We start from the raw sequence: 15,931 nt of genomic DNA on the forward strand, positions 1-15,931 counted from the left end.
GGCCGCTTGGGCAGACCCGGCCCAGCCCCTCGCGCGGTCCCAACAGGAGAGATGCAAATGGCAAGCAGAACCAAACCGGCGAGCGCCTCGGCCGCTACGGCCCCCGTCAAGAAACCCAGGGCACTGTCCTTGCATATCGGCTTGAACGCCGTCAGCGCCGCGGCCTATAACGGCTGGGAAGGCCCGCTCGCCGCCTGCGAATTCGACGCGGGCGATATGGCCGCCATCGCCAAAGCCAAGGGCATGAAATCCACCCTGCTGCTGACCAAGAAAGCCACCCGCGCGGCGGTGCTGGCCCAATTGCGCGCGGCGGCCAAGGCCTTGAAGGCGGGCGATCTTTTCTTCATGAGCTACTCCGGCCATGGCGGTCAGGTGACCGACATCAACAGCGATGAGCCCGATGGCAAAGACGAAACCTGGTGCCTGTTTGATGGCCAACTGATCGACGACGAGCTCTACTTCGAGCTGAGCCGCTTTGCGGCCGGCGTACGCGTGCTGGTGCTGTCGGACAGCTGCCACAGCGGCAGCGTCACCCGCGACGTTGCACCGCCCCCACCCCAGCCGCATGAGCGCCCCCGCCTCATGCCCGCCGCCGTGGCCCGCCGCGTCTACACCGAGCACCAGGCTTTTTACGACAAGATCCAAGAAGACGTGGCCGAGCAGGCCGCCAAGGCCCGCGTCGTTGACCCCGACGCCATGCTGGCCCAGGTGGGTGCAGCCGGCCATGCCGCCGCGCTGGTGGGCTCGTTCAAGCCCGCCGTCGTGCTGATCTCGGGCTGCCAGGACAACCAGACCTCGATGGATGGGCAACATAACGGTGCTTTCACCGAGAGCTTGCTGAAGGTCTGGAACCAGGGCAAGTTCAAGGGCGATTACAAGTTATTTCACCAGCGTATCCGCGCCGGCCTGCCACCCACCCAATCGCCCAATCTGTTTGTGCTGGGGCCGGCGGCAGCGTTCTTGAAACAATCACCGTTTACCGTGGGCTGACGCAGCCCCGGCCTCGACCAGGGTGAAGGCGGCCCAGTAGTAGGGGTGGGTGTAGGCCAAGCGCCTGTCTTGCAGCGCGGCGGTCTGAGCCCGCTGCAAGGCGCCAGCGTAATCGGCCGGGCGCTTGGCCAGCTCGGCATAGAAGCGGCGCATCAGCGCGGCGGTTTGGCGGTCATCCACCTTCCAGTGGCTGGCCTCTTCGGCAACCCCGGGCAGGGCGGCATAGCCGGGCCAGGCCTGGGTCAGGCCAAAGCCCTGCAGTCTTGGCCGGCCTGGGTGGTCCAGCGCCTGCGCCGGCCAGCCCTCCGTGCCGGTCTCTGCCGGCGCGGCGCCGGCCAGCACCAGTCGGTATTTCTGCGCCAGGTATTGCTTGCCGTCGTGCAGTGCGCCCAGGGGTAGATAGCGCAGGCTGCCATCCAGCCACAGGCGGATCTGGTGCTTGCCCTGGGCCTGCGCCTGCAGGTCGATCTGCAGGCCCAGTTGCTGGTACAGCCGTTGGGCCAGGGGCAGGGTGTCGCCGCGCTCCTGGAGCAGTTGGAGGAAGCGGGCGATGTCCTGCTTGAGCTGCCTGCCGTCCAGCGCCTGGCGCTGCAATTGGTAGGTCCCGGCCTGGGAGCTGAGGATGCTGAGGAAGTCGTCGCCTAGCAGGAAATGGGCATGGAGGGTCTTGGCGTCGGTGCTCGTCAGGCTGGGTGCTGCTGTGGGCTCACTCTTGCCGACGCGGGCTTGCTGCAGGAGTTGAGCCAGCGTTTGCAGCTCGGCGGCGCGTCTGGCGTTGCTGCCTTGCATCCAGGTCTTGAGTTCCTCTTTTTCCGCCGGGCTCAGTCGCTCGCTGACCAGCAGGCGCAGCATGCGCTGCCGGGTCTCGCCGGGTTCGGCCTCGGTCCCGAAATGCTGTTCAAGCGCGGCCTGCAAGGCTTGCTCACCGGGGGTCAGCGAGAGGGCGGGCATCTCCGTTGCAAGGGCTCTTTGTGCGAAGTCATCCTGCTCCCTGAGCCTGACGAGTTGCATGACTTCCAGCGCCTCGGCGATGCGGCCCGCTTGCGCCAGCCAGTCGGCCAGTTGGCGGTAGATGGTCAGCTTGTTCCTGACAAAGCCGCTGTCCTTGTTGGTGTTCAGGCTCAGCAGATTGCTGCGCATGGCCTGCAGGATGTTGACGGCCTGCTTGGCAAAGGCAATCGCCTCGCCCGCCTGGCCCTGCGCCCGGGCGCTCAAGGCCAGTGCCTCGAAGGCTCGCCACTCCAGGTTGGGCATGCTGCCTGCACGGCCGGCCGCCAGAGCGCGGGCGGCCCAGGCATAGGCCTTGTCCGAGTGTTGCTGGCGGCGTTCCTGGACGGACAGGGCCAGGCTCATCAAGGCCTCGGTTGAGGGGCTGAGCACGTCGTCGGCGGACTCGTCCCATTGCTTCAGAAAGGCTTGCAAGGCCGGGCAGTCGCCGGGCTCCAGGCGGCAGCGATGGCCAAGCAGAAAGAGCCGCATATCGTGCTTGTCTGGATAGATTCTGGCGAAAGCGGTTTCGGCATCCAGCAAGGCCTGGTAGGCCGCAGCGGGCTGGTCCAGGCCCACCATGACGTCGGCCTTGAGCAACTGGAAGTGGCCGAGCTGGCTGGGCAGGGCGCCCTCGGTCTGCAAATGCTGTTCCGCCGTCTTCAGTGCCAGTGCCGCCTCGCCCACGTCCCCCAGGTTCAAGAAAACCCGGCTCAGCGCCAGATGGGCCGCCAGCGCTGTAGGTTGATCGGCCCGCTGCCCGCTGGCCTCCAGCAGCCCAATGCAGCGCTGCAGGGTCTTGAGCGCATCACCCCATTGCCCCAGATTCATTTGCGCAGAGGCCATGCGGCGCAGGGCACGGGCGGCACGCGGGCTTTGGGCCAGGGGGCCGGCCTGGAGCAGGGCCTCGGCGGCCCGGCTCATCTCGAGCGCTTCCTGAAACTTGCCGCGGCTGTTCAGCAGCCCGGCGAAGTTTTCCAGTATCCCTGGCCTGATATGGGCAGGGTCGGGGTCCTCGGGTTGGAACTGGCTCAGCAGCGACCGGAAAGCGGCCTCGGCCTCTTGGAAACTGCCCTTGCGGCTGAGCAGGGTTGCAAGGTTCTGCAAGGAGCCGGCCAGATCGGCCTTCAGATGAGCAAGATGCCGCTGTCGCAGCTCGACTTCCTGCTGCGCGTAGCGGGTGGCATCGGCCAAGCGTTCGGAGCGAGCGGCATTGAAGGTCAGCGCGCGCAGAGCCTGGGCCAGCTGAGGCCTGAGCGCGGCCTGGTCCTGCAAGGCGGCATAGATGGACTGCAGCAAGGCTTCGGCCTCCGGGCGCTGGTTCGCGGCGGTCAGATAGACGGCATGGTTGATCTGTGCCGTCCAGTATTCCCTGGCATCGAAATCCGCGGCGCGAGCCGCCATGGCTTGCAGGGCTTGGGTTGACCAGGCGAGTGCTTTTTCGACCTCGTCGCGTGCATGGTGGGCCGCCGCAAGTGCCAGGGCCACCCTGCCAGTGCCTTCCAGACCTTCGGGTCCGGCTTGGCCGATCTGCTTAAAAAGGCCGGGCCCCCAGGCCATGGCGAGGTCTAGCTGCTGGGCCACCACCATGGCCTCGATCACAAAAGCCTGTGCGTTCAAGAGGGCGGGTGCCTGTGCCCCCTGTGCTTCCTGTGTTGCCTGGCTCAGCTCGGCGAGCTTGCAAGCGATGGGCAGGCTTGCCGGCGCTTCTTCCGCAAGCAGGGTACGGGCTTGCTGTCGCAGCAAGGCCGGCGAGTGCTCGCTCACGGGGTGTTCGCTCAAGGCCTTGGAACAAACGGCCTCGAGGTTGGCGGGGGCCGCATCAGCAATGCCCGGACTCAGCAAAGCGAGCAGCAGCGCGTGAACTTTGATTTTCGGCTGCAGCAGCACAGGTCGGCGCTCCCGGCCACTCAGGGCTCAAATTCAATCAACAAGCTAGGTCCTTGAGCTTGGTCGAGCTGCAGCGCTTTGAGCGCTTGGACCTGCTCCGGCGTCAGGCGCTCGGGCAGCTCCAGATCCAGTCCCAGGCGCCCGAGCCGCTCATAGGGCTGGGCATCCAGTTGAACCGCGCGCAAGGCTTCAAGCATCTGCTGCCGGCGACCGGCCGGATCGGGGCTGCGGATCAGCACGGTGGCGCCGGCCGAGCCGCGTTCGATGCGCTCTTCCGCCACTGGGGGGGCAAGCGTGCCGGGCCAGTTCCAATAGCCCAGCACCCCGCAAAACAGCAGGCCCAGGCCAGGAGCCCACAGCTGCGGGCGTAGCAGCTTGTGCAGCCAAGCCCGGACCTCCCACGCGGGCGATGGCCGAGGCTCAGGTCTTGCCTGCTGTTGGGTGGCGGCCAGGATGCCGGCTGCGCGGGCGCGCTGCAGCAGGCGCTCGGCCCGGGCCTCGGGATCGGGCATCTGGCCCTGGGGTTGCGCCGGCCGGTAGCTCAGCAGGGCGGCGCGCAGCCAGACGCTTTCTTCCCGCATGCGGTGCCGAGCCTCGGGCCGGCTGCGGCCCGCCATCAAGTCCAGCCAGGCCTGGTCATCAGCCGCTTCAGCGTCATCGGCCTGGGACGGATGCTCGTTCATGCGGCCACCTCATCGTCCAGCCTGGGCGCGGCCGCCGGGCTGACCAGGGCGTACCAGGGGGCAAAGAAGGGTCGGGCCTTTTTGCGGCATTGCGACACGAACTCCCGGGTGGCGCCGGGGCTGCGATCCAGTAGCTGAGCCAGCTGCGCGTAGTCCAGGCCCTCATCGACGATCCAGCGCAGCGCGGCGGCGTGCGCCGGGTGTGCGGCCTGGAAGCGCGCAAAACAGTTGCGGAAGACGGCCTCGATCTGCTTGTTCTTCAAGGCATGCTCCGGCCCCTCGGGCCGCTCCTGTGCCAGGGCCTGGACGGCACGCTGCACCTCGGCGGTGAACTGCCCATCCTCGTCCTGTTCCAGCGGCTGCTCAGGCCGTTTGGCGCGCAGGCTGTCGATCAGACCATTGCGCACGATCTGCCGCACCCAGGCGATGGGATCGGCCGGGCCGCGGAAGGTGGCGCAGCGCAGCCAGACCTTGATCAGCGACTCCTGCACCACATCCTCGGCCTGCTGCCAGCAGCGCAGGGCGATGGCGGCCTCGCGGTACAGGGCCGCCCCATGCTCGCGGTCGAACACGCGCAGCCATTGCTCGATCAGCGGGCCGCCTTGGCGGCAGGCATTCATGAAGCTGCGGGCGTCGAGTTCCATGTGGGTAAGCACCGGGTCGGAGGCTTGCTTGTAACTGAATTGTGTTTTGTTCTGGCGACAAGCAAATACCGCCAAACCCTGAGATTACTTTTCGTGCAACGATCAAGCCCGAGTTGGCAAACGTCTGCGGCCAACGTAAGCGAGCAGCCCAAGCCCGGCGAGCAGCAGAGCCCAGCTGCTGGGTTCCGGCACGGCGCTGATGCTGCTGACGGTAAAACTCACATCGTGCGCGCCATACTGAATCGTCAGCCCGTAGTTCAGCCCGTTGCCCACGCCCCAAGCGCTGTCAAAGCCACCGCTGAAGCTGCCGCTGGTGTTGATCAGCGTGAAGTGGTCGCCGAGCTGTGCCTGATAGTCGCTGAAGTCCAGCTTGACTTGCCCGTCGTAGACGGCATTGCCTGAGAGATTGAGTCGCCCATGCACGCTGCCCGCTTGCAGGCCTTGCAACGGGCTTGCCGGCTTGCTGAGTGCGGCGATGTCAAAGGCCAATAGCGAGGGGTCGGCCAATGTCAAGGGCGAGTAGACCGTCATCTGGGCATCGCTGCCGATATGCAGCCGGCCTTGGCTGTTGTCGAACTGCGTGCCTTGAACGTACAGTGTGCCCGCGTCCGCCGAGATCAGGCCTTGGTTGACGATAGTTCCCGAGCCATCGCCCAAATAGCCGACGCCGCGCACAGCATGGTCGGCGGCAATGGTCAGCATGTGGCCGTTGTTGCGGATGTAGCCGGAGTAACCGCTGCTGGACGAACTCAAGATGGTTTGGCCGCTGCCGCTCAAAGTCGTGTCGGCCCCCAGATAGACATAGGAATAGCCGCTGTTGCCGCCCGTCAGATTCAAGCTGCCTTGGTTGGTGATGGTGCCGGAGGTGTAGAGCGAGGTGCCGCTGGCTACGGTGAAGCTATTGGCAATGGTCAGATTTTTGATGTTGATGGAGCCACTGGAGCTGAAATTACCGGTTAGCACGGCCGCTTCAAGGCTGCCGCCGCCCAGCTTGGCCAAGCCCAGGCCCTGGATGCTGCCGTCGCTGAGCGTGCCGCTGAGGTTGAGCGCAGCGCCGTCGGCAATCTGGACAACACCATGGCTGTTGTCAAAGGTCCGGCCGCTGCTGCTTCCCACCTGGATGTAGAGCGGGCTGCTGCCCTCGGCCATCACCAAACCCTTGTTGACGATGCCACCCGAGCCGTCGCCCAAATAGCCAGCACCGCGTACCGTGTGATCGGCGGCAATGGTCAGCGTGTGGCCGTTGTTGCTGAGGTAGCCGGAGTAGCCGCTATTGGACGAACTCAAGATGGTTTGGCCGCTGCCGCTCAAAGTCGTGTCGGCCCCCAGATAGACATAGGAATAGCCGCTGTTGCCGCCTGAAAGGTTGAGCGTGCCCACGTTGTTGATGGCACCTGAAACAGTGGCCGAATTGCCACTTTTGACTTGAAGCGACCCGGCCAGGCTCAGGTCTTGATAGCTACCGCCATGGAGATTGGCCGAACCTGTCCCTTCAAGCCGCCCACCGCTCAGGATTCCGCTGAGGTTGAGCGCAGCGCCGTCGGCAATCTGGACAACACCATGGCTGTTGTCAAAGGTCTGGCCGCTGCCGCTGCCCATCTGGATGTAGAGCGGGCTGCTGCCTTCGGCCATCACCAAACCCTTGTTGACGATGCCACCCGAGCCGTCGCCCAGATAGCTATTGCCGCGTACCGTGTGATCGGCGGCGATGGTCAGCGTGTGGCCGTTGTTGCTGAGGTAGCCGGAGTAGCCGCTATTGGACGAACTCAAGATGGTTTGGCCGCTGCCGCTCAAAGTCGTGTCGGCCCCCAGGTAGACATAGGAATAGCCGCTGTTGCCACCGGTCAGATTCAAGCTGCCCTGGTTGGTGATGGTGCCGGAGGTGTAGAGCGAGGTGCCGCCGGCCACGGTGAAGCTGTTGGCAATGGTCAGATTTTTGATGTTGGTGTAGCCACTGGAGCTGAAATTACCGGTTAGCACGGCCGCTTCAAAGCTGCCGCCGCCCAGCTTGGCCAAGCCCTGGCTCCGGATGCTGCCGCCGCTGAGCGTGCCGCTGAGGTTGAGCGCAGCGCCGTCGGCAATCTGGACAACACCATGGCTGTTGTCAAAGGTCTGGCCGCTGCTGCTGCCCATCTGGATGTAGAGCGGGCTGCTGCCCTCGGCCATCACCAAACCCTTGTTGACGATGCCACCCGAGCCATCGCCCAAATAGCCATTGCCGCGTACCGTGTGATCGGAGGCGATGGTCAGCGTGTGGCCGTTGTTGCTGAGGTAGCCGGAGTAGCCGCTATTGGACGAACTCAAGATGGTTTGGCCGCTGCCACTCAAAGTCGTGTCGGCCCCCAGGTAGACATAGGAATAGCCGCTGTTGCCACCGGTCAGATTCAAGCTGCCCTGGTTGGTGATGGTGCCGGAGGTGTAGAGCGAGGTGCCGCCGGCGACGGTGAAGCTGTTGGCAATGGTCAGATTCTTGATGTTGGTGGAGCCACTGGAGCTGAAATTACCGGTTAGCACGGTCGCTTCAAAGCTGCCGCCGCCCAGCTTGGCCAAGCCCTGGCTCCGGATGCTGCCGCCGCTGAGCGTGCCGCTGAGGTTGAGCGCAGCGCCGTCGGCAATCTGGACAACACCATGGCTGTTGTCAAAGGTCTGGCCGCTGCTGCTGCCCATCTGGATGTAGAGCGGGCTGCTGCCCTCGGCCATCACCAAACCCTTGTTGACGATGCCACCCGAGCCGTCGCCCAAATAGCCATTGCCGCGTACCGTGTGATCGGCGGCGATGGTCAGCGTGTGGCCGTTGTTGCGGAGGTAGCCGGAGTAGCCGCTATTGGATGAACTCAAGATGGTTTGGCCGCTGCCGCTGAAGGTGGTGTCAGCCCCCAGGTAAAGCGTGGCGTAGCCGCTGCTGCCACCTGCCAGGTCCAAACGGCCGCTGTTGTTGATGACGCCGCCGTAAAGGTAGAGGGCGGCACCGCTGGCGATGCTCAGCTTGTCGCCGCTGTTGATGGTCAGCCGCCCAATGCTGCGTGTGCTGGCGAGTGTGAGCAGCGAGGGGGTGTTGGGGCCGCTATTGCCCACCAACACGTCGATCAGGCTGTCATTGGGCGCGGCCAGCGTGCTCCAAGCCAGGTCATTTTCCCAATTGCCCGTGCCGCCCAGCCAGACGGCTTCCAGGGCCTGGGCCGAGGGCTGGGCGAGCAGGGCGGCCGAGCCGACCAGGGCGATTTGAATGGCCCGTTGCAGGGGCGAGGGGCGGGCTGCGGTGTGTGCGTTCATTGCGATTTCCTGAGAGGGTGGGCTGAGGACGAATGGCTTGCTTGGGGCGGCGGGCTGCCGAGGTTCAATGGGCTTGAAGTTTTTGCGATCTTTGAGACGGGGGATGCGGCGCTGGCGCTGCGCGTGACAAGCCCCCGCATTCAGGGGGTGGCCAGAGAGGTGTCGCCTGCCAGCTTGGCCTTGAGTTGCAGGTACAGGGCCGCGCTCTCGTTGCTGAGGAGGCGGCCTTGTTCGGCGCGCAAATGGCCCAGGCTGTGCTCAAAGGCCTGGCGCAGTTCCTGCTGGCGGCCGGCCCCCGTGAGGGCGCGCATCAGGCGGCGCAACACCGCCTCATCGCTGGGATGCAGGGTGTGCAAACGCTGGAGCAGCGCCAGCGCCTGCCCGAGTTCGCCCTTGGCTTCGCAGAGCGAGATCGCCCCTTGCAGCTGTTGGGTTTGTTCGGCCATCGCCTTGCTGCGCTGGATTTGAATCCAGTCATTCAGCCTGGGCTGTTGCTCGAAGCGCAGGCCCTGCAGGAATTCTGTTTCCTGGGCAGGGAGCCGCTCCCAGCAGGGCGAGGTCAGTTGCAACTCGGGGCTGGCGGACAGTCGTGTCTGCCCCTGGAGCAGGCGTTGGGCTGGCACTCGCCGATTCAGTCTGGTGATGCGTTGACGCAGATTGCTCAAGGCCATGCTGGCGCTTTGCTCCGGCCAAAACAAGTGGGCGATTTGGGTGCGATCTTGGGGGCCGTCGATCAAGAGCAGCGCCAGCAAGGCCGCATCCATGGGCCTGAGCTCAGCCTTGGCCGGGTAGGCATGCGCGGACCCGGCCGTCCACTCGAACAACTGGGCGGGACCGTAGACCTGCAATTCAAAACGAACTTTTGGCTTGGACGGCTCCGTGCTTGGGTTTGCCTTCATGCTGCTGTTTCCTCCGGGCTTGCTCGTTTGCTCTGAGGTAGACGAGTGGCCTGGGAATTTGTCAGGGCTTCGTCGCTACACTGGCCGCCAGACAGACCGGGTCGCAGCGGCGTTGCAGGTGGACGCGACCGGAACCGTGGCTCACAGCGCCCGCTTTGTGGTGAGCCGCCCTTCACGGGATCTTGTTTGAATGGAAAGCTATCTGCTCGACTGGGCCAATCTGCTCTTGCGCTGGCTGCATGTGATCGTGGGCATTGCCTGGATAGGCGCTTCCTTCTACTTCGTCTGGCTGGACAATCATTTGCACAGGCCCAGCGACCCGGCCCTGCAGGCCAAGGGCGTGGATGGCGAGTTATGGGCCGTGCACGGCGGCGGCTTCTACAACCCGCAGAAGTACTTGGTGGCGCCCGGCCATCTGCCCCAGCAGCTGCACTGGTTTTACTGGGAGAGCTACTGGACCTGGATGAGCGGCTTCGCGCTCTTCGTCGTGCTCTATCTCTTCAATGCCAGCAGCTTTCTGATCGACAAACGGGTGCTGGACTGGCCGCCGGCCGCGGCGATCGCCACGGCGCTGGCTTTTCTGGCCGCCGGCTGGCTGGTCTATGACCAGATCTGCCGCCGCTTCGGCCATGACCGCAAGAGCGGCGCCATCGGTAATGACGGCCTGGTGCTGGGCCTGATCGCCGTCTTCGTGGCCCTGGCGAGCTGGGCCGCCTGCCAGCTGTTTGCCGGGCGCGCGGCCTTTCTGATCATTGGCGCCATGCTGGCCACGATGATGAGCGCCAATGTCTTCTTCTGGATCATCCCGGGCCAGCGGGAGGTGATCGCCGATATGCGGGCCGGCCGCAAGCCCAGCCCCCTGCACGGCCAGCGCGGCAAGCAGCGCAGCGTGCACAACACCTATTTCGGCCTGCCGGTGCTGGTGGCCATGCTGAGCAACCATTACGGCATGTTGTACAGCGCGCGCTGGAACTGGGCCGTCTTGATCGCCCTGATGCTGGCCGGCGTCTTGATTCGCAGCTACTTCGTCAAGCGCCACAAAGGCCTCAATGCCTGGGGCCTGTTGCTGGCGGCGCTGGCCTTGCTGGCCGGCTTGATCGTGGCCCTGGCGCCCGCCAGCCGGGCGAGCCTGGCGGTGCAGGCCCCGGCCGCCCCGACCCTGGCCCAGGTGCAAGGCATCGTCGCCCAGCGCTGCCAGATCTGCCATAACGCCAGCTTGGCGCAGAAGAATATCCAGCTGCACACGCCGGCCCTGATCGAGCAGAACGCCCAGGCGCTGTACCAGCAGGCGGTGCTGCTGAAGCTGATGCCGCTCAACAATGCCACCCAGATCACCGAGCAGGAGCGGGCGCTGCTGGGGCGCTGGTACGAGTCCCGGGACGCTTCGAGCACGGAACGCTGAGCGCCCTTCTTGGGCGCGCCCAAGCTTGGCATGCCGCAAACCGGCGTGAAAAGAGCGGACGCGGGTGGCGAGGCCGCGCCGCCGTTTGACTTCGCTCAAAGACGGTGCCGGGCAAAAGCCTGAAAGTCGCCTCCATGCAGCGACTTCCGGACCACCCCGCCGTGGAAACTACCACCCTCAAGGCCAGCCCCAACCCGCCCGAGCCCAAGCTCGCCAGCCGGGCTTTGCTTCGTTCCGCTGAGAGCCTGGCCAGCAGGCGCTCCCTGCCCATCGCCGACTTGCGGGTCAGCGCCGAGCAATGGGCCGCGCTGATGGGCGAGCCCGGGTTGAGCCCGGATGAGCTGCAGGCCCTGGAGGCCTTGGGCCGCTGCCGCCGGGTGGCGCCGGGCGAGCCGGTGTTCCAGAAAACCCAGGCGGCCGAGCATCTGGTGGCCGTGCTGGACGGCGTGGTGGGCCTGGGCAGCATGGCGGCCGAGCGGCAATTCCATCTGGAGCGCAGCGTGCACGGCCCGGCCTGGCTGGACCTCAGCAGCGCCTGGATGGGGGCGGGCCACGGGCAGGACGCGCAGGCCATGAGCCCGGCCGCTTTGCTGGAGCTCCCGCTCAGCGGCCTGCGCCCCTTGCTGCAGCGCTTTCCCGCGCTGAACGAGCGCCTGCTGATGGCCCTGGCCCAGACGGTGCAAAAGCTCACCGGCGCCACCCATGATTTGATGGCCAAGGACGCGCAAAAACGCCTGATCACCTGGCTGCTGTCGCGCGCCGCCGCCCCCGACGGCGATGTGGCCCTGCGCGAACGCAAGCGCGAGCTGGCGGCCCAGCTGGCCATCACGCCCGAGACCCTGTCCCGCCTCCTGCGCCAGCTGATGAGCGCCGGCCTGATCGAGGTGCGCGGCTATTCCATCAAGCTGCTGAACCCGGTGGCGCTGCGTGCCCTGATGCAGGCTTGAAGCTCGGAGTGGGGGGGGATTCCCCGTTATTTGTGCGTGGCGTTGGCGGCTTGCCAACCGTAGACTGCTTTCGAGCTTGTGGCCATTCCGGCCCGGGCCGCACCGCTTGCCGGTGACCCCCATGCTTGAGGAGCCATGCCGTGAGTCTTGCCGCCGAGAAGTTTTTCCAGAACAGTGCCGCCATCCCCACCATGCCCGAGGTGGCGAATCGCCTGATTCGCAGCTTCGACGATGAGAACGTCAGCCTGGGCGCAATTGCCGATCTGATCGGCAAGGACTCGGGCCTCTCGGCCAAGGTCTTGCGCCTGGCCAATTCGGCCCGCTACAGCCCCTCGCACCAGATCGCCAGCCTGCAGGACGCCGCCGCCGCCCTGGGCCTGGAGACCTTGCGCAATCTCTCGCTGGCGGCCTGCTTGTCGGGGGCTTTTCCCAATGTCAAAGGCCTGGACCGCGCGGCTTTCTGGCGCCACAGCATCGCCACCGCGGCCTATGCCCGCATCCTGGGCAAGATGGTGCGTCTGGATGCCGACACCGCCTACCTCTCCGGCCTGATGCTGCGCACCGGCCAGATCCTGATGGCCCTGGCCGAACCCGCCCTGGTCGGCGAGGTGGAGACCCTGGCGGTGGAGCCGGGCAGTCGCTACTCGCTGGAGCAGCATCGCTTTGCCTGCAGCCATGCCGATGTGACGGCCTCGCTGGCCTCGCACTGGCATTTCCCGGCGCAGATGGTGCAGGCCTTCACGGACGCCAATGCGCCGATGGACAGCCGCCCCTTCTCCCTGATGGCCGCCGTGCTGCATATGGCCGAGGTGCTGGCCGACGCGGCGCAGCAGCATGACCAGCCGGTGGCGGCCTTGAACGCCGCCGTGCCCGAGCTGGTGGAGCATCTGCATCTGGACCTGGACTTTCTGGAAGCCAAGCTGCAGGCCGCCGGTGATGTGGCCAGCGATGTAGAGCAATTGCTGCACTGAGCCCGGACACAAGGCCCGGAAGGGGCTTGTGCCTCGGCCAGAGGCCTCGGCCTTCGCCAGGCAGTCACAGTCCACAGGACTGTGACTGTCCGGGCTCAGCCTGGCGAAGGCCCAGGCGCGATACAAGCGCATGGGCTGAGCGTGGACACAAGGCCCGGAAGGGCTCAGTCTGGGCTGAGGTTTTCCGGCCACAGCGCGGCCGCCTGCGTACCGCACAATCGCGCCATCAACCCAAGCGGGAGGGTGTGCTGATGCTGCGAAGCTTTGATTGGCGCAAGTCGCTGCGGGTGGCGGGGCTGCCACTGTTATTGCTGCTGCTGGCTGGCGGCCCGGCCTGGGCGCAGGACCCGGCCAAGCCGGTCGGCAAACTCAGCAAGCCCAAGGACGCTCCCTATCCCGCCGTGGCGGCCGGCGCCGGCTATCGCTTCGCCCCGTTGCCGGCCTGGGTCAAGCCGGTGCCGGCGGCGGGGAATATTCCCGGCCCGGCGAACGCGCCCGCGGCCACCGGCGGCGCCCGGGCCCGGCGCGACCGCCTGGTCGATGTGCAGATCCAGCTGCAGGCCAAGGACAGCCACAGCTTTTTCCGCCTGCACACCCAGGCGCTGGACAACTCCACCTTGCGCGAGGTCTCGGAGCCGCAGATCAGCTTCAACCCGGCCTACCAGACCCTGGTCATCCACAGCGCCAGCCTGCTGCGCGAGGGCCAGCGCCTGGACCGGCTGAAGAGCGCTCGCATCGAGATCCTGCGGCGCGAGCAGCAGTTGGAGCAGCAGCTGATCGACGGCGTGCGCACCGCCCTGGTCGTGTTGAGCGATGTGCGCGTGGGCGATGTGGTGGAGCTGGCCTACACGGTGGAGGGCGAGAACCCGATCTACGGTCATCGCTTCGCAACGCTTTTGCAATTGGCGGCCGACACGCCCATCGATCGGCTGCATCTGCGCGTGACCGCCCCGCCGGGCCGCAAGCTCTACAGCCGCGGCATCGGCGCGGAGCTGCAGCCCGAGCGCCTGGAGGAGGGCGGCCAACAGGTCTTGCGCGTGCTGCGCGAGCAGGTGGCGCCGGTGCTGGCCGAGGTCGGCACGCCGCCCTGGTTCAAGGTCTACCCGGCCCTGCAGATCAGCGAATACGCCAGCTGGGCCGAGCTGGACCAATGGGCGCAGGCCCTGTTCACGCCCGAGCCCGGCGGCACGCCGGCCACGGCCCAGATTGTCGAGCAGGTGGCGGCCCTGCGCGCCCTGGGCCTGCCGCCCGAGCCGACGGTGGCGGCCGCGCTGCGCTTTGTGCAGGACGAGGTGCGTTACTTCTCGGCCAGCCTGGGCGAGAGCTCGCACCGCCCCAAGCCCGCCTCGCGCACCCTGGCCGAACGCCTGGGCGACTGCAAGGACAAGGTCATGCTGCTCAATGCCTTGCTCGGCGGCCTGGGTTTCGAGGCGCGGCCCACCCTGGTCTCGATGGCGCGCAACCGCGGCCTGGCCAATTACCTGCCGGCGCATGACCAGTTCGACCATGTGATCAGCCGGGTGCAGGTGGGCGAGCAGGTCTATTTCCTCGACCCCACCATCGCCAACCAGGGGCTAACCCTGCAATCACGCGGCTACTATCCCTACGGCCTGGGTCTGGTGGTGGGCGGGGCCAGGCCGGGCGGCGAGGTCGCCCTGCAAAGCGTGATGCCGCCCAGCTTTGCCGAAGACAGCCTGAGCTATCGCCAGGACTGGGATCTGCACGATTTGCAGCAGGCGCCGCAGCTCAAGACGGCGCTGATCGCCCGCGGCCTGGCCGCCGAGCGCTGGCGAGCCGGCTTCGCCAATGCCGGCGTGGATCGCATCGCCCAGGCCCTGGCCGGCGCCTATCTGCGCCAGCTGCCCGGCTTGCAGGCGCTGGGCCAGCCCGAGCTGCTGGACGATCGCCAGAGCAATCAGCTGGAGCTGCGCATGAACTTCCAGAACCCTGGCCTGGGCAGTTATTCCCGCGGTGGCCTGGAGCTGGACCTGCCCGCCGCCGAGCTGGCCGATCTGTTGCTGCTGCCGCCCGAGGCCCAGCGCCGCATGCCTTTCATGCTGGCGCAGACCCAGACGGTGGAGCGGCAGCTGGTCTTGAAGGCACCGCGCGCCTTTGTCGGCCAGCCGCCGCCGCTGCAGCAGGTGGGCGACAAGCATTTCAGGCTCAGCAGCCGTGTGGAGCTGCAAGAGCACAAGATCAGCATCAGCGCCAAGTTCGAACGCCGCAGCGACGAGGTGTTGCCGGCCGATCTGGAGGCCTTTCGCGAACGGGTGGCCAAGGCCAGGCAGATCGTCGGCAATCGCCTGCGCCTGAACCTGCTCGACAGCAAGGCCTTGCAAGGCCAGTTCGCCGACAGCGAGCGCTGGCTGGCCAAGTTCCGCAAAGGCCAGCCCGATGCGCTGTTCCAGATCCTGCAGCAAAACGAGATCAGCCGCGTCGCGGCCGGCTCGGTGCTGCCTAAGCTCGACCCCAAGAGCCGCTGGGCCGCCCAGCTGCGGGTGGAGCGGGCGCAGGCCAATAACCATCTGGGCTATTTCGAGCATGCCTTGAACGATGCCCAGGCCGCCATCGACTCCCCCGCCGTCGGCCCGAACGAGCTGGGCGGCGCCTGGGAGGCGCGCGGCGTGGCCCTGGTCGGTCTGGGGCGGCCGGAGCAGGCCTTGCAAGCCTTCCAGACCCGCGCCGGCCTGCCCGATGCCGGCAGCGCGGGCAATTGGCTGGCCAGCACCCACTATCTGCTGGGCGACTATGCCCTGGCCGAGCAGGCCCTGCGCCAGAGCCTGGGCAATAGCAATGGTGCCGAGCGCGAGTTCAGCCTGCTGTGGCTTTACTTTGCCGCCGAGCAGCAGGGCGGTGGCAAGGGCCGCGCCGCCATCGCGCCCGAGCTGGCCTCGGTGGACGCGGGCAAATGGCCCGGTGCCATGCTGCATTACCTGAGCGGCAGCCTGGACCGGGACGCCTTGCTGCGCCTGGCGCGTGAACGGCCGGACCAGGAGCGCCTGCGCCTGGCCGAGGCCTATTTCTACATCGGCCAGCAGCTGGCGGCCCAGGGCCGGCGCGCCGAGGCTAAACCCTGGTTTGAGCGCACCCTGGACACCCAGGCCCTGCCTTACCGCGAGTTCACGCTGGCGCAGTGGGAGTTGAGGCGCGGCGCCACCCCCTAATTTGCAGGGGGCATCCGCCACTTCCGCCTGCCCATCAGGGGAAACCGGGGTGTCTGTTTTGACGATCGCGGCAATACTTCA

Annotated in this window: 10 protein-coding genes; 5 read left to right on the forward strand and 5 right to left on the reverse strand. The window is 66.3% G+C overall.

Annotated features, from left to right (window positions below; translation table 11 throughout):
• Positions 1 to 57 precede the first annotated feature (57 nt).
• Entirely contained in the window at positions 58 to 990 is a 933-nt protein-coding gene (locus HNP55_RS21910; RefSeq protein ID WP_184304206.1) for a caspase family protein, read from the forward strand.
• On the opposite strand, the gene HNP55_RS24815 is transcribed toward HNP55_RS21910, so the two are convergent.
• From HNP55_RS24815 to HNP55_RS21935, 5 genes are all read right to left on the reverse strand, one after another.
• Positions 970 to 3,744 (reverse strand): CHAT domain-containing protein, encoded by a 2,775-nt coding sequence (locus HNP55_RS24815; protein WP_184304208.1) that lies wholly within the window; start codon positions 3,742 to 3,744, stop codon positions 970 to 972. The two genes, HNP55_RS21910 and HNP55_RS24815, sit on opposite strands and share 21 nt — an antisense overlap.
• A 143-nt stretch (positions 3,745 to 3,887) precedes the next feature.
• Entirely contained in the window at positions 3,888 to 4,550 is a 663-nt protein-coding gene (locus HNP55_RS21920) for a hypothetical protein (RefSeq protein ID WP_184304210.1), read from the reverse strand.
• Complete coding sequence (locus HNP55_RS21925; RefSeq protein ID WP_184304212.1) at positions 4,547 to 5,194, reverse strand: RNA polymerase sigma factor; 648 nt, start codon at positions 5,192 to 5,194, stop codon at positions 4,547 to 4,549. Before HNP55_RS21925 ends, HNP55_RS21920 begins: the two co-directional genes overlap by 4 nt.
• A gap of 102 nt (positions 5,195 to 5,296) precedes the next feature.
• Positions 5,297 to 8,467, reverse strand: a complete 3,171-nt coding sequence (locus tag HNP55_RS21930; protein WP_184304213.1) for a beta strand repeat-containing protein — start codon at positions 8,465 to 8,467, stop codon at positions 5,297 to 5,299.
• Between the two features lie 140 nt (positions 8,468 to 8,607).
• Positions 8,608 to 9,366 carry a BTAD domain-containing putative transcriptional regulator gene (locus HNP55_RS21935; RefSeq protein WP_184304216.1) on the reverse strand — a complete coding sequence of 253 codons (759 nt, stop codon included), beginning with the start codon at positions 9,364 to 9,366 and terminating at the stop codon, positions 8,608 to 8,610.
• 190 nt (positions 9,367 to 9,556) lie between these two features.
• On the opposite strand from HNP55_RS21935, the gene HNP55_RS21940 reads away from it, so the two are divergent.
• The 4 genes from HNP55_RS21940 (at position 9,557) to HNP55_RS21955 (ending at position 15,850) form a co-directional block, all read left to right on the forward strand.
• Positions 9,557 to 10,768 carry a urate hydroxylase PuuD gene (locus HNP55_RS21940; protein WP_184304218.1) on the forward strand — a complete coding sequence of 404 codons (1,212 nt, stop codon included), beginning with the start codon at positions 9,557 to 9,559 and terminating at the stop codon, positions 10,766 to 10,768.
• A 134-nt stretch (positions 10,769 to 10,902) separates the two neighbouring features.
• Entirely contained in the window at positions 10,903 to 11,715 is an 813-nt protein-coding gene (locus tag HNP55_RS21945) for a Crp/Fnr family transcriptional regulator (protein WP_184304220.1), read from the forward strand.
• A 140-nt stretch (positions 11,716 to 11,855) separates the two neighbouring features.
• Positions 11,856 to 12,686 (forward strand): HDOD domain-containing protein, encoded by an 831-nt coding sequence (locus HNP55_RS21950; protein ID WP_184304222.1) that lies wholly within the window; start codon positions 11,856 to 11,858, stop codon positions 12,684 to 12,686.
• 251 nt (positions 12,687 to 12,937) lie between these two features.
• Positions 12,938 to 15,850, forward strand: coding sequence for a DUF3857 domain-containing protein (locus tag HNP55_RS21955; protein ID WP_184304224.1), 2,913 nt, complete (start codon positions 12,938 to 12,940; stop codon positions 15,848 to 15,850).
• The last annotated feature ends 81 nt before the right edge of the window (positions 15,851 to 15,931 follow it).

The sequence above is a fragment of the Roseateles oligotrophus genome, from assembly GCF_014204525.1.
Classification (GTDB): Bacteria; Pseudomonadota; Gammaproteobacteria; order Burkholderiales; family Burkholderiaceae_C; genus Paucibacter_A; species Paucibacter_A oligotrophus_A.

What these genes read in the sequence shown, in the direction of transcription:
- HNP55_RS21910 (WP_184304206.1), top strand. Translation starts at nt 58, where the DNA reads ATGGCAAGCAGAACCAAACCGGCGAGCGCCTCGGCCGCTACGGCCCCC.
- HNP55_RS21920 (WP_184304210.1), bottom strand. Translation starts at nt 4,550, where the DNA reads ATGAACGAGCATCCGTCCCAGGCCGATGACGCTGAAGCGGCTGATGAC.
- HNP55_RS21925 (WP_184304212.1), bottom strand. Translation starts at nt 5,194, where the DNA reads ATGGAACTCGACGCCCGCAGCTTCATGAATGCCTGCCGCCAAGGCGGC.
- HNP55_RS21930 (WP_184304213.1), bottom strand. Translation starts at nt 8,467, where the DNA reads ATGAACGCACACACCGCAGCCCGCCCCTCGCCCCTGCAACGGGCCATT.
- HNP55_RS21935 (WP_184304216.1), bottom strand. Translation starts at nt 9,366, where the DNA reads ATGAAGGCAAACCCAAGCACGGAGCCGTCCAAGCCAAAAGTTCGTTTT.
- HNP55_RS21940 (WP_184304218.1), top strand. Translation starts at nt 9,557, where the DNA reads ATGGAAAGCTATCTGCTCGACTGGGCCAATCTGCTCTTGCGCTGGCTG.
- HNP55_RS21945 (WP_184304220.1), top strand. Translation starts at nt 10,903, where the DNA reads ATGCAGCGACTTCCGGACCACCCCGCCGTGGAAACTACCACCCTCAAG.
- HNP55_RS21955 (WP_184304224.1), top strand. Translation starts at nt 12,938, where the DNA reads ATGCTGCGAAGCTTTGATTGGCGCAAGTCGCTGCGGGTGGCGGGGCTG.